21 protein-coding genes are annotated in these 20578 nt (G+C 72.2%); 10 read left to right on the top strand and 11 right to left on the bottom strand.

Going from position 1 to position 20578, the window contains the following annotated elements; all coding sequences use genetic code 11:
* Window positions 1-46: 46 nt before the first annotated feature.
* The 5 genes from OHS58_RS24710 to OHS58_RS24690 all read right to left on the bottom strand — a co-directional run bounded on the left by OHS58_RS24710 (window position 47) and on the right by OHS58_RS24690 (window position 4212).
* Window positions 47-784 carry an SDR family NAD(P)-dependent oxidoreductase gene (locus tag OHS58_RS24710; RefSeq protein WP_328644159.1) on the bottom strand — a complete coding sequence of 246 codons (738 nt, stop codon included), beginning with the start codon at window positions 782-784 and terminating at the stop codon, window positions 47-49.
* 117 nt (window positions 785-901) lie between these two features.
* Entirely contained in the window at window positions 902-1804 is a 903-nt protein-coding gene (locus OHS58_RS24705; RefSeq protein WP_247063018.1) for an amino acid ABC transporter permease, read from the bottom strand.
* The gene (locus OHS58_RS24700; protein ID WP_247063020.1) at window positions 1801-2487 is read right to left on the bottom strand and encodes an amino acid ABC transporter permease; all 687 of its coding nucleotides are present in this window, start codon (window positions 2485-2487) and stop codon (window positions 1801-1803) included. Before OHS58_RS24700 ends, OHS58_RS24705 begins: the two co-directional genes overlap by 4 nt.
* 74 nt (window positions 2488-2561) lie before the next feature.
* Window positions 2562-3416, bottom strand: coding sequence for a glutamate ABC transporter substrate-binding protein (locus OHS58_RS24695; RefSeq protein ID WP_326947460.1), 855 nt, complete (start codon window positions 3414-3416; stop codon window positions 2562-2564).
* A 67-nt stretch (window positions 3417-3483) separates the two neighbouring features.
* Entirely contained in the window at window positions 3484-4212 is a 729-nt protein-coding gene (locus tag OHS58_RS24690) for an amino acid ABC transporter ATP-binding protein (RefSeq protein ID WP_247064103.1), read from the bottom strand.
* Between the two features lie 305 nt (window positions 4213-4517).
* On the opposite strand from OHS58_RS24690, the gene OHS58_RS24685 reads away from it, so the two are divergent.
* Together OHS58_RS24685 and OHS58_RS24680 are read left to right on the top strand one after the other, a co-directional pair.
* A complete protein-coding gene (locus OHS58_RS24685; RefSeq protein ID WP_247063026.1) occupies window positions 4518-5195 on the top strand; it encodes a response regulator transcription factor in 678 nt (225 codons plus the stop codon).
* 3 nt (window positions 5196-5198) lie between these two features.
* The gene (locus OHS58_RS24680) at window positions 5199-6596 is read left to right on the top strand and encodes a sensor histidine kinase (RefSeq protein WP_328644158.1); all 1398 of its coding nucleotides are present in this window, start codon (window positions 5199-5201) and stop codon (window positions 6594-6596) included.
* Window positions 6597-6601: 5 nt separating this feature from the next.
* Here OHS58_RS24680 and OHS58_RS24675 read toward each other — a convergent pair whose 3' ends face one another.
* Both OHS58_RS24675 and OHS58_RS24670 read right to left on the bottom strand, forming a co-directional pair.
* Complete coding sequence (locus OHS58_RS24675) at window positions 6602-7537, bottom strand: TAXI family TRAP transporter solute-binding subunit (RefSeq protein ID WP_328644157.1); 936 nt, start codon at window positions 7535-7537, stop codon at window positions 6602-6604.
* Between the two features lie 48 nt (window positions 7538-7585).
* The gene (locus tag OHS58_RS24670; protein ID WP_328644156.1) at window positions 7586-8164 is read right to left on the bottom strand and encodes a PTS sugar transporter subunit IIA; all 579 of its coding nucleotides are present in this window, start codon (window positions 8162-8164) and stop codon (window positions 7586-7588) included.
* Window positions 8165-8357: 193 nt separating this feature from the next.
* On the opposite strand from OHS58_RS24670, the gene OHS58_RS24665 reads away from it, so the two are divergent.
* From OHS58_RS24665 to OHS58_RS24655, 3 genes are all read left to right on the top strand, one after another.
* A complete protein-coding gene (locus OHS58_RS24665; RefSeq protein ID WP_328644155.1) occupies window positions 8358-9065 on the top strand; it encodes an SDR family NAD(P)-dependent oxidoreductase in 708 nt (235 codons plus the stop codon).
* Window positions 9062-9634, top strand: a complete 573-nt coding sequence (locus OHS58_RS24660; protein WP_328644154.1) for a TetR family transcriptional regulator — start codon at window positions 9062-9064, stop codon at window positions 9632-9634. Before OHS58_RS24665 ends, OHS58_RS24660 begins: the two co-directional genes overlap by 4 nt.
* Window positions 9635-9707: 73 nt before the next feature.
* On the top strand, window positions 9708-10031 hold the full coding sequence (locus OHS58_RS24655; protein ID WP_328644153.1) for a hypothetical protein: 324 nt from the start codon (window positions 9708-9710) through the stop codon (window positions 10029-10031).
* A 187-nt stretch (window positions 10032-10218) separates the two neighbouring features.
* Here OHS58_RS24655 and OHS58_RS24650 read toward each other — a convergent pair whose 3' ends face one another.
* From OHS58_RS24650 to OHS58_RS24635, 4 genes are read right to left on the bottom strand one after another with little or no spacing between them, the layout of a single operon-like run.
* Window positions 10219-14721: an amino acid adenylation domain-containing protein gene (locus OHS58_RS24650; protein WP_328644152.1), complete on the bottom strand. Its 4503-nt coding sequence runs from the start codon at window positions 14719-14721 to the stop codon at window positions 10219-10221.
* A gap of 30 nt (window positions 14722-14751) precedes the next feature.
* On the bottom strand, window positions 14752-15015 hold the full coding sequence (locus tag OHS58_RS24645; RefSeq protein ID WP_247063043.1) for an acyl carrier protein: 264 nt from the start codon (window positions 15013-15015) through the stop codon (window positions 14752-14754).
* A gap of 10 nt (window positions 15016-15025) precedes the next feature.
* Window positions 15026-15916, bottom strand: a complete 891-nt coding sequence (locus OHS58_RS24640) for a ketopantoate reductase family protein (RefSeq protein WP_328644151.1) — start codon at window positions 15914-15916, stop codon at window positions 15026-15028.
* Window positions 15913-16107 (bottom strand): MbtH family protein, encoded by a 195-nt coding sequence (locus OHS58_RS24635; protein WP_247063049.1) that lies wholly within the window; start codon window positions 16105-16107, stop codon window positions 15913-15915. The genes OHS58_RS24640 and OHS58_RS24635 overlap by 4 nt, the downstream gene beginning before the upstream one ends.
* Before the next feature lie 265 nt (window positions 16108-16372).
* Here OHS58_RS24635 and OHS58_RS24630 point away from each other — a divergent pair, with 265 nt between their 5' ends.
* Genes OHS58_RS24630 through OHS58_RS24610 form a run of 5 tightly spaced genes read left to right on the top strand, consistent with a single transcriptional unit; the run spans window position 16373 to window position 20570 of the window.
* Entirely contained in the window at window positions 16373-17212 is an 840-nt protein-coding gene (locus OHS58_RS24630) for a hypothetical protein (protein ID WP_247063050.1), read from the top strand.
* Complete coding sequence (locus OHS58_RS24625; protein ID WP_328644150.1) at window positions 17209-17745, top strand: GNAT family N-acetyltransferase; 537 nt, start codon at window positions 17209-17211, stop codon at window positions 17743-17745. Before OHS58_RS24630 ends, OHS58_RS24625 begins: the two co-directional genes overlap by 4 nt.
* A complete protein-coding gene (locus OHS58_RS24620) occupies window positions 17742-19016 on the top strand; it encodes an ATP-grasp domain-containing protein (RefSeq protein WP_328644149.1) in 1275 nt (424 codons plus the stop codon). Before OHS58_RS24625 ends, OHS58_RS24620 begins: the two co-directional genes overlap by 4 nt.
* Before the next feature lie 10 nt (window positions 19017-19026).
* Entirely contained in the window at window positions 19027-19743 is a 717-nt protein-coding gene (locus tag OHS58_RS24615) for a thioesterase II family protein (RefSeq protein ID WP_328644148.1), read from the top strand.
* On the top strand, window positions 19740-20570 hold the full coding sequence (locus OHS58_RS24610; protein WP_328644147.1) for an SDR family oxidoreductase: 831 nt from the start codon (window positions 19740-19742) through the stop codon (window positions 20568-20570). Before OHS58_RS24615 ends, OHS58_RS24610 begins: the two co-directional genes overlap by 4 nt.
* Window positions 20571-20578 lie beyond the last annotated feature (8 nt).

Raw genomic sequence — 20578 nt, 5'->3', positions numbered from 1 at the left:
GAAGGCGGGTGCGCTCGCGGTCCACGCACCGCGAGACCGCGGCCGGTCAGCCGAGGGCGCGGCCGCCGTCGACCCGGAGGCGCTGGCCCGTGATGAAGCCCGCGTCCTTCGAGGCGAAGAAGCTCACCGCCGCCGCCACGTCCTCCGGCTTGCCCAGGCGGCCCACCGGGACCGAGGCGCGGTAGGCCTCGCGTTCGGCTTCCGGGACGTTCGCGTGGCGTTCCACCGGGACGAAGCCCGGGGCCACCGTGTTGACCGTGATGCCGTCCGGCGCGAGTTCGCGGGCCCACGCGCGGGCCAGGCCGACCTGGGCCGCCTTCGCCGTCGCGTACGCCGAGCGGCCGACCGGTGCCTTGTCCGCCTGCTCCGAATCGATGTGCACGATCCGGCCGTGGCCGCGGGAGCGCATCCCGGGCAGCACCGCGTGGCCGAGCAGCACCGGTGAGCGCACGAAGAAATCCAGTTCGGCCAGGTGATCCGGCCAGTCCACTTCGGACACCAGGCCGTCCGGCTGCGGGCCGGTCGCGTTGAGGACCAGGACCTCGATCGGGCCCAGCAGTGCCGTCACCGCGTCGATCAGCTCGCCGACCTGACGCCGGTCGGTGACGTCCGCGGCGAACGCGGCGGCCTTGCCGCCCGCGGCGAGGACGTCCTCGGCGGCGGTCTCGAGGTCGGGGTCGTCGTGTGGCGCGTTCACCGCCACCGCGAACCCGTCGCGGGCCAGGCGCCGCGCGATCACCCGGCCGAGGCCACGGGAACTTCCGGTCACCAGTGCGACACCCATGCGTCCGACGCTAGGGGTGACCCCCGAGTACGACAACCCTCCGGCTCAGCCGATCGGGGGAAACGAAAAGCGGGTGGGTGCGCAACCGCGCACCCACCCGCTTCCGGTGATCCGACGTCAGAGCGAGCGGCCGGTGTTGAAGTCGGTCGCCGTCACGACGGACGGCGGCCCTTCCATCGGCTTCGCGCCCCGCGGGGCCTTCTTCCGGCGCGACAGCTTCCGCTCCAGCCACGAGGCGAACCACGACAGGAGCAGGTTGAGCGCGATGAAGATGAGCGCGATGACGATCAGCGTCGGGATCGTGTTGTTGAAGTTGCCGGTGATCGGTCCCGAGCCGCGGATCAGCTCGTCGTAGCCGATCGTCAGCTGGCCGGCCAGCGCCGTGTCCTTGAGGATGACCACCAGCTGGCTGACCAGCGCCGGGAGCATCAGCGTGACGGCCTGGGGGAGCAGGACGCTGACCATCGTCTGGGTCTTGCGCAGGCCCAGCGCCGACGACGCCTCCGTCTGCCCCTTCGGCAGCGACAGGATGCCGGCCCGGAACACCTCCGCCATCACCGAGCCGTTGTAGAGCACCAGGCCCGTGACCGCGGCGAACAGCGGGCGGGTGTCCGGGCTGATGTCGGTGTAGTAGGCGTACAGCGACGCCCCGAACACCATCAGCAGCAGCACCGGGATGGCCCGGAAGAACTCGACCACGGCGCCGACCGGGATCCGCACCCACTTGTGCTCGGACAGCCGGCCGATGCCCAGCAGGGCGCCGATCGGCAGCGCGATCACGATGGACAGCCCGGCCGCTTCGAGGGTCTTCACCAGGCCCGGCAGCAGGAACTGGGTCCAGGTCGACCCTTCGACGAACGGCTTCCAGAGGGCGCCCGCCCACTGGCCCTTCTCGGCGAAGCGGTCGTAGACGAAGTACGCCACGGCCAGCAGGATCAGCACGAACAGCACCGAGTAGAGCCAGTTGCGGGTGCGGGCCTTCGGGCCGGGGGCGTCGTAGAGAACGGCCTGCGTGCTCATCGCTTGACCTCGGCTTTCTTGGCGACCCAGCCGAGCAGCAGGCCGAGTGGCAGTACCAGCGCGACGAACACCAGTGCGAACAGGATGAAGACGTAGAACAGGGAGTCGGACTCGTTCTCCACCATCGTCGACATCAGCAGCGACGCCTCCGCGACGCCGATCACCGAGGCGACCGTGGTGTTCTTCAGCAGCGCGATCAGGACGTTCGCCAGCGGCGCGATGACCGCGCGGAACGCCTGGGGCAGCACGATCAGGCCCAGCACCTGCACGAAGTTGAGCCCGAGGGCGCGCGCCGCCTCGGCCTGGCCGACCGGGACGGTGTTGATGCCCGAGCGCAGCGATTCGCACACGAAGGTCGCGGTGTAGACGATGAAGCCGAGCACGGCCAGCCGGAACGCGTTGTCGGCCAGCGAGGTGGGCGAGTCGGACGCAGCCAGGTTGATGCCGAGGGTGGACGAAAGACCCAGCGAGGTGAAGATGATGATCACCGTCAGCGGGGTGTTCCGGAAGATGTTGACGTACACCGTGGCGAACCCGCGCATGATCGGCACCGGGCTGACCCGCATGCCCACCAGGATCGTGCCCCAGATCAGCGCGCCGATCGCCGAGAAGAACGTCAGCTGGATCGTCGTCCAGAACGCGTCGACGAGGTTGTAGTCAGGATTGTTGAGGAAATCGAACACTGTTGTCCAACCTGGCCTCGGAACGGGAACGGTGCGCCGCGGCTCGCGGCGCACCGTTCAACTTCGGATGCGGGTCAGGGCGCGATCGCCGGCACGGCCGGGATCTTGTAGCCCGACGGGCCGACGTTGGCCTGCAGGGACTTCTCCCAGGACCCGTCCTGCTCCATGGCCTGGATCGCCTTGTTGACGGCGGCCTTGCCGTCGGCGTCGTCCTTCTTCAGGCCGACGCCGTAGTTCTCGTCGGTGAAGCCCTTGCCGACCAGCTTCAGCTTGCCGGGCTGCTGCGCGGCGTAGCCGGCGAGGATGACGTCGTCGGTGGTCATCGCGTCGACGCTGCCGTTCAGGAGCGAGGTCACGCAGTCGGTGTACTTGCCCACCTCCTGCAGCTGCACCTCCTTGGCGTACTTCGTCTTCACGTTCTGGGCCGGGGTCGAGCCCTTGACCGAGCAGAGCTTCTTGTTGCCGGTCAGCGAGTCGGGGCCGGTGATGTCGGTGTTGTCCGTCCGCACCAGCAGGTCCTGGTGCGCGATGAAGTACGGGCCGCCGAAGGAGACGTCGTTCTTGCGCTTGTCGGTGATCGAGTAGGTGGCGACGATGAAGTCGACCTCACCCTTCTTGATCAGGTCCTCGCGCTGCGCGGACTGCGCTTCCTTCCAGGTGATCCCCGACTCTTCCACGCCGAGCTGCTTCGCGATGTACTTCGCGACGTCGACGTCGAAGCCGGCGTAGGAGCCGTCCGGCTTCTTCAGGCCGAGGCCCGGCTGGTCGAACTTGATGCCGATGGTCAGCTTCTTGTTGTCCTTGGCCCGCTGGACCAGGTTCTTGTCGCCGCTCGCGCCGCTGCTGCCGGACCCGCCGCCGCAGGCCGTCAGGGCCAGACCGGCGGCCATGACGACCGCACCCGTCTGCAGAACTCGACTCAACCGCATCGTCTCTCAGGTTTCCTTCCGAATCTCGTCCGGCGATGGCCGGAGGAAAAGTGCTCAGTGGGGTTTGTCAGTGGGTCAGGATCTTGCCGAGGAAGTCCTTCGCGCGCTCGCTCTTGGGCGCGGTGAAGAACTCCTCCGGCGTCGTGTCCTCGACGATTTCGCCGTCGGCCATGAAGATCACCCGATCGGCTGCCCGGCGGGCGAAGCCCATCTCGTGGGTGACGACCAGCATGGTCATGCCGTCCTTGGCCAGGCCCGTCATGACGTCCAGGACCTCCTGGACCATCTCCGGGTCCAGGGCCGAGGTCGGCTCGTCGAACAGCATGACCTTCGGCCGCATCGCCAGCGCCCGCGCGATGGCGACGCGCTGCTGCTGGCCACCCGAGAGCTGCGCCGGGTACTTGTCCGCCTGGTTGGCGATCCCGACGCGCTCCAGCAGCTCCATCGCCGTCTTGCGGGCTTCGTCCTTCGAGGCCTTGCGGACCTTCGTCGGCGCCAGCATCACGTTCTCGACGATGGTCTTGTGCGCGAACAGGTTGAACGACTGGAACACCATGCCGACGTCGGCGCGCAGGGCGGCCAGCGCCTTGCCCTCCGCCGGCAGCGGCGTGCCGTCGACGGCGATCTCGCCCGAGTTGATGGGCTCGAGCCGGTTGATGGCCCGGCAGAGCGTCGACTTGCCGGACCCCGAGGGGCCCAGCACCACCACGACCTGGCCGCGAGGCACCTCGAGCGTGATCTCCCTGAGCACGTGCAGGTCGCCGAAGTACTTGTTCACGGCGGACGCCTTGATCATCGGCGCCGCCACCTCCGCGGTCATCTGGCCTCCAGAGCTGTTTTCGTACCGGCAAGTGGGTGTGGGTCACCACGCGATGGCGGAAACCTACCGCCGCCCTCCGGGTTGGCAAGGCCGCTTGACCAATACTTAGGGTTTCAAGTGGGTATCGATGTCCTTTTGGCGAGTATTGATGCCTTCGTGACTTCCGTCGAGCCGAACTCACGGAGAGTCACCATCCGGGTGTCCGGTGCGGTCGCCGCGGCGACGTCCTAGAGTTCTTCGCTACCGGCTGGGGTGAAGCCGGTCACGCGGAGGGTGGACGGGTGCGGGTGCTGCTGGTGGAGGACGACGACCGGGTCGCGGGTGCGCTCATCCCGGCGCTGACCCGGCGCGGCCTGGCGATCGCCCGGCTCGCGTCCGGCGCCGGGGTGCTGGAGCGGGTGCACGAGGTCGACGTCGTCCTGCTCGACCTCGGCCTGCCGGACATCGACGGCGTGACGCTGTGCCGCCAGATCCGCGCGGTCAGCGACGTCGCGATCATCGTGGTCTCGGCCCGCGGCGAGGTCGACGACCGGATCCAGGGCCTGCGCGCGGGCGCCGACGACTACCTCGTCAAGCCCTACGACGTCGAAGAGCTGATGGCCCGGGTCGAGGCGGTGCGCCGCCGCCGCGGCGAGCACGGCGGGTCCGCCGAGCCGGTGGTGATCCGGGCCGGCGACGTCAGCGTCGACCTGTCCCGGCACGAGGTGCTGGTCGACGGGCAGGCGATCGCGTTGTCCCGCAAGGAGTTCCAGGTGCTCGCCCTGGTGGCGGGCGCGCGCGGCAACGTCTGCTCGCGCGAGCACGTGCTCACCGAGGTGTGGGGGCACCGCGGACCGGCGGAGAGCCGGTCGCTCGACGTCCACGTCGCGACGCTGCGGACCAAGCTCGGCCGCCCGGCGCTGATCGAGACGGTGCGCGGGGTCGGCTACCGCCTCGGCGGCCAGGCCGCCCGGAGCTGACGGGTGCGCGTCCGGCTGCAGGGCATCGTGCTGACGCTGGTGGCGTTGCTCGTGTTCGGCCTCGGCATCCCGCTCGCCGCGACGATCGCGGCGGGCGCCCAGCAGGACCTGTTCCTCGACCGGCTGACCGACACCGCGCGGTTCGCCTCGCTCGCGCAACGCCCGCTGCTGGACAACAAGCCCCAGCTGATCGACCCCGACCTGCGCCGCTACACCGAGGTGTACGGCGTGCAGGTGGTCGTGTTCAACCAGGACGGCACCGTGGTCGGCTCCTCGCTCGGCTCCGGCGCCGCCCGGATCGACCTCAAGACCGCGCGGATCACCGGCCCGGTCCACGAGGCCCTGGCCGGCCGCCGGTCGCAGCCCGGCGGGATGCTGCTGCCGTGGAACACCGACCCGCTGGTGCTGGCCGAACCCGTGCTGGCCGACGGCGAGGTGCGGGGCGCGGTGGTGACGGTCTCGGACACCACGGTCTCCCGCACCGACGTGCTGTGGTGGTTCCTGCTGCTGGCCGCGGGCGGGGTGCTCGCGTTCGTGCTGGCCCTGGCGGTGGCGATCCCGGTGGTCCGGTGGATCCTGCGCCCGGTGAAGCGGCTCGACGACGCGACCGGCGCGCTGGTCGCGTCCGTGGTCGGCGGGCGGGCGGCCGAGCCGGTGGGGGAGGGCGGCGGGCCGCCGGAGCTGCGGCAGCTCGGGCGCTCCTTCGACCGGATGGCCGAGAGCGTGTCCGGCGCGCTGGAGGCGCAGCGGGTGTTCGTCGCCGACGCGTCGCACCAGCTGCGCAACCCGCTCACCGCGCTCAAGATCCGGCTCGGCAACCTCGAAGGCCGCGTCGACGACGAGGCCGCGGCCGCGGACCTCGAAGCCGCCCGGATCGACGCCGGCCGGCTGCACCAGATCCTCGACGGCCTGCTGTCGATGGCCCGCGCCGAGGCTTCCGGCGGCGAGCTGGACCCGCTCGACCTCGGCGAGGCCGTCGCCGAGCGCGTCGCGGACTGGTCGGTGGTCGGCGAAGCGCGCGACGTGCGGCTCGTGGTGGACGTCTCCGGCGACGGCGTCCGGGTGCGGATGCCCCCGCGCGGCGCCGAGACGATCCTGGACGCGCTGCTGGACAACGCGCTGAAGTTCACCGCCGCCGGCACCGAGATCCGGATCGGCGTCACCCGCCAGGGCGACGACGTCCGGCTGGCGGTCCGCGACCACGGCCCCGGCCTGCGGCCCGACGAGCTCGACCGGGCGCTCGACCGGTTCTGGCGCAGCAGCGCGCACCAGAACGTGCCGGGTTCGGGGCTCGGCCTGGCGATCGTCAGCGAGATCGTCGCGCACTCCTACGGGAAGCTGGCCCTCGACCTGCCCGAGGGTGGCGGCCTGCGGATCACCATGACGTTCCCGGCGGTCTGAGCGCGTCAGTCCTTCTGCGCGCGGTAGTACCGGAGCGCGCCGGGGTGCAGCGGGATCGGCTGCGTCTCGATGCCCGGGTGGACGTCGATCGAGAGTGCCGCCGGGTTGGCCCGCGCGAGCTCCGCGCGGGCGTCGAACAGGCCGCGGACCAGGGCCTCGGCGACGTCGTCGGACATCGCGGCCGGCACCACCAGGAAGTTCGGCACCAGCAGCGTCGTGACCGGGCCGTCCTGGTTGTACATGCTCGCCGGGATGGACGCGGTCCCGTACACCTGGTTGAGGGTCTGCATCCGCGGCATCTGGTCGGCGATGTCGAGCAGGCGCAGCGACTTCGTGTCGTTCTGGCCGGCGATCAACGGCGTCGGCAGCCCGCCGGACCAGAAGAAGGCGTCGACGTCGCCGTTCAGCAACGCCTTGACCGAGTCCTCGAGCCCGCGCGTGGTCGTGCTGACCGAGCCATCGAGCCTGGCGGCCTTCAGCAGCTGGCTGGCGATGTACTCGACGCCGGACGCGGGTGACCCGATCGCGATCCGCTTGCCGCGCAGGTCCGCGACGGAGTGGATGGCGGAGTCGGTGCGCACGACGATGTGCAGGTAGTCGTCGTGGATCCGGGCGAGCGTCCGCAGCCCGGGGTTCTTCTTGTAGGTGTCGGCCGCGACGTCGGCGGCGACGAACCCGACGTCGGCGGCCCCCGACAGGACCTTGGTGACGTTGTCGGGGGAGCCCTGGGTCTGCAGCACCTGCGGCCGCTCGATGTCCAGGCCGGACTGCCAGGCGGTGGCGAGGGTCTGGGCGAGCGTGTCGTAGACGCCGCCCGGGTTGCCGGCGGCGATCCGCAGCCGGAGGCCGGCGAAGCCGGAGGAGCACCCGGTCAGCAGCGCGGCGAACGTGAGCAGGGCGGCCGCCATCGCGAGCGCGCGTTTCCGCCGGGTCCGGGCCACGGCCTGATCGTGCCAGACGCCGTGGCCCGCGCACGCCCGAAGCCGGGATCAGGTGTGCTGCAGGATCCGCGCGATCGCCGCGGGGTCGGCCGACGTGGCGAGCGTGTCGAGGTGCCCGGGGTTGAGGAACGTGGCCGTCAGCCGGCAGAGGATTTCCACTTGGGCGCTCGCCGGAGCGGCGACGGCGACGGCGATCGAAACCTCTTCGTCGTCCCAAGGAATGGGCGCTTCGAAGCGGGCGAACACAATTCCTTCGCCGGTGAGGAGGTAGTCGTGTGTGTGCAGTGCGTGAGGGACGGCGATCCCGTGTCCGAGATAGGTGGAAAAGCGGCGTTCGCGCGCGACGAGGGAGTCGGCGTACCCGGTGTGGGCGGCGCCGGTCCGTTCGAGCTCGGCACCCAGGTGGGCCACGGCTTCCCAGCGTGAGGCCACTTTCACGTCGAGGTGTACGGCGTGGACGGTCAGTGCGGATTGCCGCGTGCTCATCATTTTCGTTCTTTCCTCGGCGTTCTTCGGCGCTCTCTGCGGGATGGGGAAACGATAAGCGGGGAAGGATGTTTCGGCGATGTTTCCGTAAGGTATCTCACAGCGTTTCGCCAGGTGGGAAATGTGCGAGGTGCACACCATTGCGAAAAGGTGAAACGCATTTCGAATGCGGCGAATGGTGCTTTGTCAAGCTTTTCCGCGAAAGACTGGGGAAAACCGGGTTCGCCCGCGTCGGGCCGCCGCGTGGTGAGCGAGGTAACTAACCGTTGACTTACGGCGCCGGGCGAGCCTAACTTGTAACTATCCAGTTAGATACGGGACAGGGGCAACAGGCATGACGACAACACTGGTCACCGGCGCGAACAAGGGCATCGGCTACGAAACGGCACGTCAGCTCGTCGCCGCCGGGCACACCGTGTACGTCGGCGCGCGGGACGCCGAGCGCGGGCAGGCGGCGGCCGACCGGCTGGGCGCGCGGTTCGTGCAGCTGGACGTCACCGACGACCCGTCCGTGGCGACAGCGGTCAAGACCATCGAGGCCGACGGCGGCTTGGACGTCCTCGTGAACAACGCCGGCGTCGAGGGACGGCAGGCCGACGGCGGCGTGATCGGCGCCGCCGACGTGACCGCCGACCAGGTGCGGGATCTGTTCGACACCAACGTGTTCGGGGTCGTCCGGGTCACCCGCGCGTTCCTGCCGCTGCTGCGGCGGTCGGCGGCGCCGGTGGTGGTCAACGTGAGCAGCGGCCTGGCGCGGACCGCGGACCTGGCGAACCCGGACTCGTTCACGGCCTTCTACCCGGGGATCTCGTACCCGGCGTCCAAGGCCGCGCTGAACATGGTCACCGTGCAGTACGCCAAGGCGCTCCCCGGCTTCCGGATCAACGCCGTGGACCCCGGTTACACGAAGACCGACCTCAACCACAACAGCGGCACGCAGACCGTCGAGCAGGGCGCCGAAGCCGCCGTCCGGCTGGCCCAGGCCGGCCCGGACGGTCCGACGGGCGGCTTCTTCGACGCCGCGGGCCCGGTGGCGTGGTGACCACCGTCCGTCCTCGCGACGCCGCGGCCACGAAGGCCCTGCTGCTCGAGGCGGCGACGGCGGAGTTCGCCGAACACGGGCTGGCCGGCGGCCGGATCGACCGCATCGCCGAGCGCGCGGGCGCCAACAAGCGGCTCATCTACGTGTACTTCGGCGACAAGAACCAGCTGTTCGACGCGGTGGTGGAGGAGGAGGCCCGGGCGGTTTTCGAGGCCGCCCCGATGACCGACGGCGACCTGTGCGCCTTCGCGGCCGCGCGGTTCGACCACATGCTGGCGAACGCGGCGTCCCGGCGGATCAGCACGTGGCGCACGCTGGAGCAGATCGAGCCGGCCCCCGCGGAGGTCGACCGCTTCCGCACCCGCGTCGACGCGGTGGCGGCGGCGCAGAAAGACGGCCGGGTCCGCGCGGACCTCCCGGCGGTGGACCTGTTCGCGATCGTCCTGCGCATGACGGAGAGCTGGCTGAGCGCACCACCCGCACTGACGGCGGCGGCGAAGCCGGATCGGCTGGAGGAGCACCGGGCGGCGCTGCTGGAAGCGGTGCGGAGCGTGGTCGAGCCACGTTAGTGCGGCGGCGGTCGCCGTCCGGGGTGGCGTCCGGCCGCGTTCGCGGTGTCCGGCCGGGCGGCATACTGGGGGGATGAGCGAGCCGATTCCCCTGTTCCCGGTCCCGCCCATCGATCCGGCGCGCTTCGCGGCCGAGCAGCATCGCCAGTTCACCGGCATGCGGCTGCACATCGGCCGGTCCGGTGTCGCCCACCGGGTCAGCTGGGTGCCGTGGCTGAACAGCCTGACCCTGCCGGCACCGGCGTGCCACCAGGGCTGGTCGGGCCTGGGCGCGGGCGGCGAGGTCACGCCGACCCACCTGGGGGTCAGCTGCCGCAAGTGCCTCCGCCTGGGCGGGGAGCCGGAGGACCCGGACCAGCGGACGCTCTTCGCCCTGCCCGGTGCGGAGGGTTCGTAGGCGGGAGCACCTTCCTGCCCGCTGAAGCTCGTGCGAGACCGGGTTGCCTTCGGGGGCGCCTCAGCGTTCGACGATGGGGGATCCTGGCCGCTCAGCGTCCTGAATCCTCCGTCGACACCTCGTGGCCATGCCCCCAGCCGGCCGAATCCGCGGAACGGCGAGCCCCGGACCGGGAAACACCGCGGGCTCAGTCGAGGGGCAGCGCCGTGGGGGTCAGCGCCGTCACGGATTCCGTGAGCAGGCTCGCGAGACCGTCGAAGCTTGCGGTCGCCGACAGGGTCGCCGTGTCCGGGACCCGGTCGAAGGCCAGCCGCAGGCGGTGGTGCAGCTGCGGTACGCGGTCCGCCGGGAACGTGTCCCGCTCGCCGGCGAGACCCTGCCAGGCCGCCGCCAGGGTGGCGCGGATGCGCTCCGGGGACGCGGCCGCCGCGGGGTCCGTGGTGCCGGGGCGCGCGAACGGGTAGCCGGGCAGGCGGACTCGCCTGATCCGGCGGTCGGTCAGCTCGACCTCGACGCCGCTGCACCACAGCTGCGCCACGGCCTGCGGGCCGGTGCCCGGGACCGCCGTCAGCTCCGGGCGGGTCGACGCCGCGGCCAGGAACTCGCCGCCGCCGCCGAGGTCGACGACCACCGCCGGCCGCCCGGCCGTCGCGGTGGCCAGCAGTTCCGGCGCGTCGGCCGGGTGGGTGAGGTGCTTGGCCCACAACCGGACGTCGAGCGGCCGGCCGGCCGGGGTGACGCCGTCCGGGGCGGCCACGGCGACCGCGGGGGTCGTGAACGTGACGGCTTCGAGGGCCTCGGGGAGCGTGCCGGGGTGGTCGAGGGCGGTGGCCAGGCGCAGGCCGTCGGCGTGCGTCAGGACGCCGGCGGCCACGGCGGCGATCAGGTGGCCCACACCCGAGCCGGTGACGACGTCGGGTGCGGCGCCGCGGCCGGTGAGCTGCGTGAGGAGCGCGTGCTGGGCGGCGAAGGCCGGTGCCGCGGAGCCCTCGCCGGCGCCGAACGCGAACACCAGCCGCACCGGCCGGGTCCGGTCCACCACGCCGGCGGCCACCGGACCGGTGCTCAGCGCGCCGGCCCGCAGCGCGGCGGCCGCGCCGGCGGGATCGGCGGCCACGACGGCGAACCGGTGCGGGAACCGTTCGCGGCCGCGTTCCAGGGTGGCCGCGACCTGCGCGAGGTCGACGCCGGGGGAGGAGGTGAGGTGGTCGGCCAGCCGCCGCCGCGCCGCGGCGAGCGCCGCCTCGGACGCCGCCGACACCGCGACGACCTGGCTGCCGCCGCTCACCGGCTCGGCCGGAGCCTCCGGTGCCGCAGATCCGGCCGCGGGAGTGGTGGCGAGCGCAGCCGCGGAGTCCGGCTGAGCGCCGCCCGAGCTGATAGACACGGCTGCCGTCGCGGAGGAAGCGACCGCAGAACCCGCGACTGGCGCCTCAGCGGAGGCGACTGCGGGACCAGCGGCCACCGGCGCCCCAGCGGAGGCGACTGCGGGACCAGCGGCCACCGGCGCCCCTGCGGAAGCGACCGCGGGACCAGCGGCCACCGGCGCCCCAACGGAAGCAGCCACCGGCGTGACGTTCGCCAGCAGTGCCACCTGTGCCCGCACCGTCGTGTGCCGTAGCAGTTCGCCGATCGACGGGGCCGTCGTGAACCGCGACCGCAAGCCCGCCTGCAGCTTCACCAGGATCAGCGAGTGGCCGCCGACGTCGAAGAAGTTGTCGTCCATGGCGAACGTGTCGTGTTCCAGCAGCTCCGCCCACGCCGCCCGGACCAGGTCCACAGTGGACTCGGCCGAAGAGGCAGGAGCGGCAGGAGCGGCAGAAGCGACCACGGCGGGAACAGGCGCAGCGGCCGGCACAGGAGCGTCGACCGCTTCGGGCAGCCGGCGCCGGTCGATCTTTCCGTTGGGTGTCAACGGCATCCGGTCCAAGGGCACCAGGTACCGCGGCACCGCGAACACCGGCAGCACCTCGCGCGCGTGCCGGCGCAGCTCCTCGACCGTGCCGCCCGCGCCGAGGACCACGTACGCCGCGATCTCCTTCTCCTTGCGGCTGTTGAAGCACACCGTCACGAACGCGGCCTCGACCGACGCGTGCGCGGCGAGGGCCGACTCGACCTCGCCCAGCTCGACGCGCTGGCTGCGGATCTTGACCTGGTTGTCGTTGCGGCCGATGAACTCCAGCCGGCCGTCCGGCAGCCAGCGCACCCGGTCGCCCGTGCGGTACAGCCGCGCGCCGGGCACCCCCGAATAGGGATCCGGGATGAACCGGCGCGCCGTCTCGCGCGGGTTGCCGAGGTAGCCGCGGGTGACGCCGGTGCCGCCCAGCAGCAGCTCGCCCGGCACGCCGCGAGGCGCCTGGCGCATCGTGTTGTGGTCGAACACGACGTAGCCGTCGGTCTCGGGGACGACCCGGCCGATCGACAGCGTCCGCGTGTTCTCCTCGATCTCCGTGATCGGCGTCCAGGTCGTGGTGAACGAGTTCTCCGTCGGCCCGTAGCTGTGCAGCATGGTGCCCGGCGCGCTCCAGCGCAGCGCCTTCTCCAGGTGCGGCACCGAGACGATCTCGCCGCCGAAGTACACCCGGCGCAGGCCGGTGAACAGGTCCGGCACGTCCTCGACCAGCCGGTTGAGCAGCGGCGACGACACGATGAGCGTGGTGATCCCGCGCTCGCGGAACGCCGTCCGCAGCTCCGGCGGGCTCAGCGTCAGCTCTTTGTCGAAGATCACCAGCTCGGCGCCGTGGGTGAGGGCGCCCCAGACTTCGTAGGTCGCGCCGTCGAAGTTGAGCGGCGAGAGCTGGGAGACGACGTCGGTGTGGTGCAGCGGCACGAAGTCGGGGCGGTCGAGCAGCCGGACGAACCCGGCGTGCGGCCAGATGACGCCCTTCGGCCGGCCCGTGGACCCGGACGTGTAGAGCACGTTGAACGCCGTCGCCGGGTCGATCGTCACCTCCGGCGGAGTGCCCGGGTAGCGCTCGGCTTCCGCGAGGGCCTCGTCGACGAGGTAGATCGGGCACTTGGGCAGCCGCACGCGCTCGACGAACCCGGGCGCGCCGACGACCAGCCGCGGCCGGGCGTCGTCGAGCACCATCTGCAGCTGGGCGTCGGGGTAGGCCGGGTCGAGTGGCAGGTAGGCGGCGCCCGCCATGAGCGTGCCCAGCCAGAACACGACCGACGCCGGGCTCGGCGGCAGCAGCAGCGCCACGAGCGACTCGGCGCCGAGGCCTTCGGCACGCAGCCAGTTCGCGACGGCGCCGGCCCGCGCGACGAGCTCGGCGTAGGTGAGGACTTCGTCGTGGTAGCGGACGGCGACGGCGTCCGGGCGCAGCTCGGCCTGCCGGCGCACCATGTCGTGCAGCAGCACCCGGTTGACTGGCTCGGTCTCCGTCGCCGGACGGGCGGGCACGAACGGGTCGCAGGCGGCGACGAGCGCGCCGCAGGTCGCGGCAGGATCGGCGACGGCGTCGGTGAGGAGCTTGACGAGCTGGGCGAGCAGCACCTCGGCGGTGCTGTCGCGGTACACCAGCGTGTCGTGGTCGACGCGCAGCCGGATGTGCGCCTCGCCTTCCAGCGCCGCCAGCGACAGGTCGTACTTGCCCGCGGTGGTCTCGTGCTCGACGACCTCGATCGTCGTGTCCCCGGCGGTCCAGGACAGCTCCTGCTCCGGGAAGTACATGAACACGCTGTTGTCGATGAGGGACGCGCCGCCGTCGCGGCGGATGTCGCGCAGCCGGGCCGACGGGACGGCCGAGTGCTCGAGCGAGTCGAGCATCTGGTCGCGCACGCGGTCGACCAGCGCTTCGAACGGCTCGGTGAAGTCGAGCGCGCTGCGCACCGGGAGCACGCGGGCCAGCAGGTCGACGCGCTCTTCGTCCTCGGGCGTGCGGGCGGCGAACAGCATGCCGGTGGTGCCGTCCGCGGTGGCGCTCCACGCGTGCAGCAGCGTCAGCCACGCGCTCAGCACGACCGACGCGGGCGAGGCCAGCCGTTGCCGGGCCACCGCGCGGACGCGCTCGAGGAGGTCCGCGGTCAGCAGGGTCTCGTGGAAGCCGGCCGGGCCCGGCGCCGAGCCGGGGCGGTTGCGGTCCGCGATCGGCGCGAGCGACGGGGGCTGGTCGGCCAGCAGGCCCGACCAGTACGCGGTCAGCTCGCTGTCGGGAACGTCCACAGTGGACTCGACGGCCGGCAGCGGCGCGTCCCACGGCGCCCGTCCGCCGACGCGCTCCCGGTAGGCGTGCACCAGGTCCCGCGCCACGATGCCCTGCGACCAGCCGTCGGACACGACGTGGTGCACGGCCAGCACGAACAACGCGCCGTCGTCGGCGTGCAGGAGCGTGCCCCGCACGAGCGGCGCGGAACCGAGGTCGAACGGCTGGGCGGCGATCGCGGCGGCCCACTCCAGCGCCGCGGCCCGGTCGTAGCGGCCGGGCCGCCGGTGCTCGACGAACGGGACGGGCGGGCTGTGGTGCACCACCTGCACCAGTTCGCCGTTCTCGGCGAGGAACGCGCTGCGCAGGTTCGGGTGCCGCTCGACGAGGTCGCCGAGCGCGCTCCGCAACGCCGAGACGTCGACACCGGGGGTGAACTCCAGGTCGAGCGGGATGGTGAACCGGGCGGACTCCGGTTCCCGCTGCATGGCGAGCCACACCTCGGTCTGCTCGGCCGTCGCGGGCCTGCGCGTCTCGGTCACGGGGTTCCTCTCACGGTCGGGAAAGCCTGGTCAGTTGCTCGCCCGGCGCCGCACGACGAAGTCGGCGATCGTGCTGATGGACCGGAAGTTCACCGGCGTGAAGTCGGTGTCGGAGATGGGGACGCCGAACTGCTGCTCGCACCGGGCGCGCAGCTCGACGAAGCCGAGCGAGTCGAGCCCGAGCGTCTCCTGCAGGCTGTCGTCGGCGTGGATGCCGTCGGCCGGGACGTCGACGTACAGGTCGGCGACCAGGATTTCGCGCAGTGTGTCTTCCAGGGCGATTTTCGGGGACATGATCGCGTCCTCACTCTCGGTTTCCGGCGGGCAACGGCGTGCCCGCGTCGTGACGGGCCCGGTGCACGAGCTCGTCGGTGGCCGGGGTCGGGATGGCGTGCCGGGCGCCGGCTTCGCGGACCGGGCCGGCGATCGCGTCGAGCTCGCCCGCCTCGCCGCGTTCGACGTCGCGCTGCAGCGACGTGCGGGTCCGGCCGGGGGCGCGGGTGAGCGCGCGCAGGACGCGGCCGCGGTCGAGCCGGGCGCCTTCGGCCCGGCCGCTCGCGCACGCTTCGTCGGCGCAGGCGAGCATCAGCCGGGTCAGGTCCTCGTCTTCGCGGACCGCGTCGAGGGGCCCGCCGGCGCACGTCGTGGCGAGCGCGAGCGGTGCGAGCAGGGCGAGCTTGCGCCAGAGGACGTCCGCCTCGGAACCGCCGTCCGTGCAGCCGATCCCGGCCGCGGTCAGCGCTTCGGCGACGACCTCGGGCGGTCCGGCCAGCTCGATCTCGGTGAAGAGGGACTCCTGGCGGACCTCGCCGACGGCGGTGCGGGTGGCCTCGATCCGGATCGAACCCGCGACCACCCGGTCGCCGAAGCGTTCCCGCAGGGGCGGCAGGTGCCCGGTGCCGTTGAGCAGCGGGACGACGACGCCGACATCGGCGGCCACAGTGGACAACGCGCCGGGCAGGTCGGGGTGCTTGACGCAGACCCACAGCACGTCGATGGGCCCGGTCAGGTGCGCGGCGGCCGGGACCGCGACGGTGAAGCCCTCGCGGAGGCCCTGCCGCACCGTGACACTGCCGCCGTAGCGCGCGAGGGAAGCGGGCCGCAGCAGGAGCGTGACGTCTTCGCCGCCGCGGGCGAGGGCGGCGGCGAGCGCGAGCCCGACCCCGCCCGCGCCGAGGACCGCGTGCCGGCTCATGCGGACCGGCGGACCGAGCGCGGCGTGATGTCGCGCCACGTGCCGGCGACGTGGTCGAGGCAGGCCTCTTCGGTGCCGGTGAACCCGGCCGCCGCCCAGCCGTCCGGGAGCGCGAGCCCGGCGGGCCACACCGAGTACTGCTCTTCGCCGTTCACCACGGCGATGTACGTGGCCTCGTTCGTCTCCGGCACTTCTCGCTCGCCCCCACTACGCACCGCACGTCGGGTCCGGGTGCCCCCGGACCACTGCCGGATTCGACGTTAGCGACTCGGCCGGAACCGCCCTTCTCCATTTCTGCGTATTCTCGCAAGGGCGCTCGGCGTGGCGGAGAAGATATTCGAAAATGCTGTGATTTGAGTCACCTTTCATTTTGGTTGCTGTGATCGCTCGATGACTGCCACTGTGAGGCATCAGGGGCGGTCGGCCCCGTCATATTCACACTCTGGGGGTCGTTTCGTGGTGCGGCGGGAAGGCGAAGAGGGCGATCGTGAGGTCCGGACGCTCAATCCATCCCAATCGAATCCGCGCCTGCGGTACGAATTCGACCGCGGCAGCGGTTACGAGACCGAGCTGAGGCTGACCGCTGCCCTCTCGGCACTGATTCCCGAAGACGAGCTCCTGCACTCCGACCACCGCTTCTTCCAGATCGTGCACCTGCTGACCGAGTACTGCTGGGTCGCGGTGCACCACAGCCTGTGCGACCTGACCGCGGCGCTGGCGAAGGGCGACCCGATCACGGCGACCCGGCACCTCGTCCGCTGCACCGACTCCGCCGGGCTGACCGTCGAATGCCTGCGCGTGATGACGAACTCCCTCGCGCAGGTGTCCTTCCTGCAGATGCGCAAGGACCTGGCCGGCGCGGCCTCGGGTCTCGCGTCGCCCGGCTCGCGCAACGTCCGCCGCGCCGCGCACGCCGTCTGGACGGAGTTCGAGGCCGCTGTCACCGCCGCCGGCGTCACGATGGCCGACCTGGTCGAGGCGACCGGCCCGGACACGTCGGCGGCCCCGGCCACGATGCAGCTCGCCGAGGTGATGACCGGCCTCCAGCGGTTCGACACGCAGGTCCTCGAGTGGAAGCAGGTCCACATCAACCTCGTGTGGCAGATGCTCGGGGGCCAGCCCCGCGCCGCCGACGAGGACGAGGACGCCGACGACCGGCCGCGGAGCATGCGCGGCCGCTCCATCTCCGACCTGGAACGGCTGGCCGTGCGCCCGCTGTTCCCGAAGCTGTGGTTGCAGAACACCGCGGTCTACCGCGCGGCGAGCGCGGTGGCCCCTGAAGAAGAGGCGGCATGACGCAGGAAACGAAAACCCCGGCCCCGCTCACGGTCCTGGCGACGGCGCGGACCACGCTGCGCGAGGTCCCGTTCGACGAGGTCCGCGCGATCCTCGCCGGCGAGTCCGGCGCGGGGAAGTGGGCCTGGGCGCCCGGCTACCCGTTCGACGGCACGCTCGGCGGCGCGAAGCTCGTGCTGCGGATGGTCACCGCCGACGCCTACCGGCCGGGGTTCGGCCTGTACCAGATCGTCGACGGCGAATCCGGGCTCGCGATCGGCGACGTCGGCTTCCACGCCGCGCCCGACGCGGCGGGGGAAGCAGAGATCGGCTACGGCCTGATCGAGGCGTTCCGGGGCCGCGGGCTGGCCACCGAGGTCGTCGAAGCGCTGCTGGCCTGGACGTTCGAGCAGCCCGGCGTCACCGCCGTGCTCGCCGAGACCGACGAGGACCACCTGCCGTCGCGGCGGGTGCTGGAGAAGAACGGGTTCGCGTTCCTCGGTTCCGACGGCGAAACCCGCAACTACGCGAAGCGGCGGGAGCCCGGGTCATGACCAAGGTGGCGGTGTTCGAATCGGCCGACGCGTCCGGGCTGCCGGATCTGCTCGACGCGGCGGCGGACTGGTGCGAGCTGGTCGTCGTCAACGCGGGCCCGCAGCCGTGGTCCGCCGACGAGCGGGAGGGGATCGCCGACCTGGCCGAGGTCGTCGAGGCCGCCGGGCTGGACGCCGCCACCGTCGCCGAGCGGCTGGCCGCCCTCGACGTCGACGGCGTGCTGACGCTGGAGGACGAGTGGATCCCGCTCGTCGCCGCGGTGGCGGCCCGGCTGGACCTGCCCTACCACGACGAGGCGACCGCCGAAGCTGTGACGCACAAGGACGTCCAGCGCGCGCGGCTCGCCGGCACCGACCTCGGCGTGCGGGCCGCGGCCTTCACCGACGAGACGTCGCTGGTGGCCGCGATCGAGGCCGTCGGGTTCCCCGCGGTGCTCAAACCCGTACGGGGCAACGGAAGCCTCAACGTCTACACCGTCGACCACGAGCCCGGCCTGCGGGCGGCGCTGATCGAGGCGACCGGCACCGCGCCGTCGGTCCGGGCGAACTTCAACCTGGGCCACGGGTCCGCGGGCGCGCGGACGTGGCTGCTCGAAGAACGGCTGATCGGGATCCCGCACCCGGAGGGCGACTGGCTCAGCGACCACTTCTCCGTCGAGGTGCTGTCGCTGGGCGAAGGCGAGCACTGGCCGTTCTGGCTGTCCGACCGGTTCCCGCTGATCCCGCCGCTGCGCGAGACCGGGATGACCGGGCCGTCGCTGCTGCCCCTGGACGTGCAGCGGCTGGCTTCCGAACGCGCCGCCGCGATCCTGACCACGCTCGGCGTCACGACCGGGATCACGCACCTGGAGTTCAAGCTCACCGCCACCGGCCCGCGGCTGATCGAGGTCAACGGCCGGCTCGGCGGGTTCCTCTCGTCGATCGTCCCGCACGTCAGCGACCTGAACCCGGTGCGGCTGGCGCTGGAGGCGGCCGTCGGCAAGGCCGAACGCCGTCCGGTCGTCCCGACCGGTTACGCGGCCTGCGTGTTCACCCACGTCCCGCTGGGCGGCGGGCGGATCACCGCGCTGGCGGACCCCGGCGAGCTCGTCCGCGAGCCCGGCGTGTGGCGGGTCGACGTCCGCAGCGCGGTCGGCGAGTCGCCCGACTACCGCACCGGCACCAACGGGCGGCTGCAGAACGTCTGGGTCGAGGGCGCGACGGGAGCCGAGCTGCACGCCGCGTTCGTCACCGCGGACGCGTTCGTCGCCGACGGCAACCGGTTCGAGTGAGGGGACGACGATGACGGAGCGAGTGCCCGTGCTGTGCTTCCCGCCCGCGGGGGCGGGGCCGAGCTTCTTCCAGGCGTGGCCGGACGCCTCGCCCGCGCTCCGGTTCGCCGCGGTCGAGCTGCCGGGCAAGGAGCGGCGCTTCGCCGAGGAGCCGGCGACCACGATGACCGAGCTGGTCGACGCGATCGCCGACGACGTGCTGCGCGAGGTGGGCGCGGCCGGCCGCGTCGGCGTCTTCGGCCACTCCTTCGGCGCTCTGGTGGCCTACGAGGTCGCCCGGCTCGTCGCGCACGAGCGGCCGGCGGTGGACCTGACGCTGTTCGCCAGCGGCGCGCCGCGGCCGGGCGTGCCGCGGTCCTCGCCGATCGGCGGCCTGCCCGACGACGAGTTCGTCGTCGCCGTCGCCGAGCTGGCCGGGTACAAGCACCCCGCACTGGACGACCCGGACCTGCGGGAACTGCTCCTGCCGGCCCTGCGCGGCGACGTCGCGGTCGACGAGTCCTACCGGCCCGCGGAGCAGGCCCCGGCGGCGTTCCCGGTCGTCTCGGTCCGCGGCGACGCCGACGAATTGGTGTCCGCGGCGGCCGCCGCCCGCTGGAGCGAGGTGACGGCCGCGGGCTGCACGACGCGGGAGTTCCCCGGCGGCCACATGTACCTGATCGAGCACTGGGCACCGCTGGTCACGCTGCTGGAACGGACGTTGGTCGGCGAACAGGCCCGGTCGTGACCGGCCGGCTCGCGGGGCGGATCGCGCTCGTCACGGGCGCGGCGCGCGGGATCGGCCGGGCGTGCGCGACGGCGCTGGCCGCCGAGGGCGCGGACCTGGTGCTGCTCGACGTCGCCGCGCCGATCGAGGGCCTCGGCTACCCGGCCGGCACGGCCGGCCAGCTCGACCACACCGCCGCGTTGTGCGCGGAGCACGGGGCGGCGACGCTCGTCGCCGCCGCCGACGTCCGCGACCTCGGCGCGCTGGAAGCCGTGGCGCGCAAGACCGTCGACCGTTTCGGCCGCATCGACGTCCTGGTCAACAACGCCGGCATCGCCGCGCCCTCGGGCAAGGCGGTGCACGAGATGACCGAGGCCGAATGGTCCCTGATGGTCGACGTCGACCTCAGCGGGCCGTGGCGGGCCATCAAGGCCGTGGCGCCGGTGATGATCGCGCAGCGGTCCGGGAGCATCGTCAACATCGCGTCGACCGCGGGGCTGGTCGGGTACCGCAACTTCGCCGGCTACGTCTCGGCCAAGCACGGCGTGCTCGGGCTGACCCGGGCCGCCGCGCTCGACCTGGCCCCGCACAAGGTCCGCGTCAACGCCGTGTGCCCCGGCTCGGTCCGCGACGACCCGGCCCTGGAAGGCCGGATGCTGTCGGAGATCGCCCGCGCGCTCGGGCTGGACGTCGCCGAGCACGAGACGACGTTCGTGCGCGACCAGCCGACCAACGAGCTCGTCGAGGCCGGTGACGTCGCCGCGGCCGTGCTGTGGCTCGCCACCGGCGAGTCCCGGCACGCCACCGGCGGCGTCGTCACCGTCGACGGCGGCTTCACGAGCCGCTGAAGGAGGAG

Source organism: Amycolatopsis sp. NBC_00348 (genome assembly GCF_036114655.1).
GTDB lineage: Bacteria > Actinomycetota > Actinomycetes > Mycobacteriales > Pseudonocardiaceae > Amycolatopsis.
The sequence above is the reverse complement of the archived record's forward strand: the minus strand, read 5'-3'. Positions and strand labels throughout refer to the sequence as shown.

Excerpts from the sequence above, each read along its gene's own strand:
- OHS58_RS24645 (WP_247063043.1), bottom strand. The coding sequence starts at position 15,015 with ATGTCCCCGAAAATCGCCCTGGAAGACACACTGCGCGAAATCCTGGTC.
- OHS58_RS24640 (WP_328644151.1), bottom strand. The coding sequence starts at position 15,916 with ATGAGCCGGCACGCGGTCCTCGGCGCGGGCGGGGTCGGGCTCGCGCTC.
- OHS58_RS24670 (WP_328644156.1), bottom strand. The coding sequence starts at position 8,164 with ATGGTGTGCACCTCGCACATTTCCCACCTGGCGAAACGCTGTGAGATA.
- OHS58_RS24705 (WP_247063018.1), bottom strand. The coding sequence starts at position 1,804 with ATGAGCACGCAGGCCGTTCTCTACGACGCCCCCGGCCCGAAGGCCCGC.
- OHS58_RS24655 (WP_328644153.1), top strand. The coding sequence starts at position 9,708 with ATGAGCGAGCCGATTCCCCTGTTCCCGGTCCCGCCCATCGATCCGGCG.
- OHS58_RS24695 (WP_326947460.1), bottom strand. The coding sequence starts at position 3,416 with ATGCGGTTGAGTCGAGTTCTGCAGACGGGTGCGGTCGTCATGGCCGCC.
- OHS58_RS24710 (WP_328644159.1), bottom strand. The coding sequence starts at position 784 with ATGGGTGTCGCACTGGTGACCGGAAGTTCCCGTGGCCTCGGCCGGGTG.
- OHS58_RS24615 (WP_328644148.1), top strand. The coding sequence starts at position 19,027 with ATGACGGAGCGAGTGCCCGTGCTGTGCTTCCCGCCCGCGGGGGCGGGG.
- OHS58_RS24625 (WP_328644150.1), top strand. The coding sequence starts at position 17,209 with ATGACGCAGGAAACGAAAACCCCGGCCCCGCTCACGGTCCTGGCGACG.
- OHS58_RS24690 (WP_247064103.1), bottom strand. The coding sequence starts at position 4,212 with ATGATCAAGGCGTCCGCCGTGAACAAGTACTTCGGCGACCTGCACGTG.
- OHS58_RS24665 (WP_328644155.1), top strand. The coding sequence starts at position 8,358 with ATGACGACAACACTGGTCACCGGCGCGAACAAGGGCATCGGCTACGAA.
- OHS58_RS24620 (WP_328644149.1), top strand. The coding sequence starts at position 17,742 with ATGACCAAGGTGGCGGTGTTCGAATCGGCCGACGCGTCCGGGCTGCCG.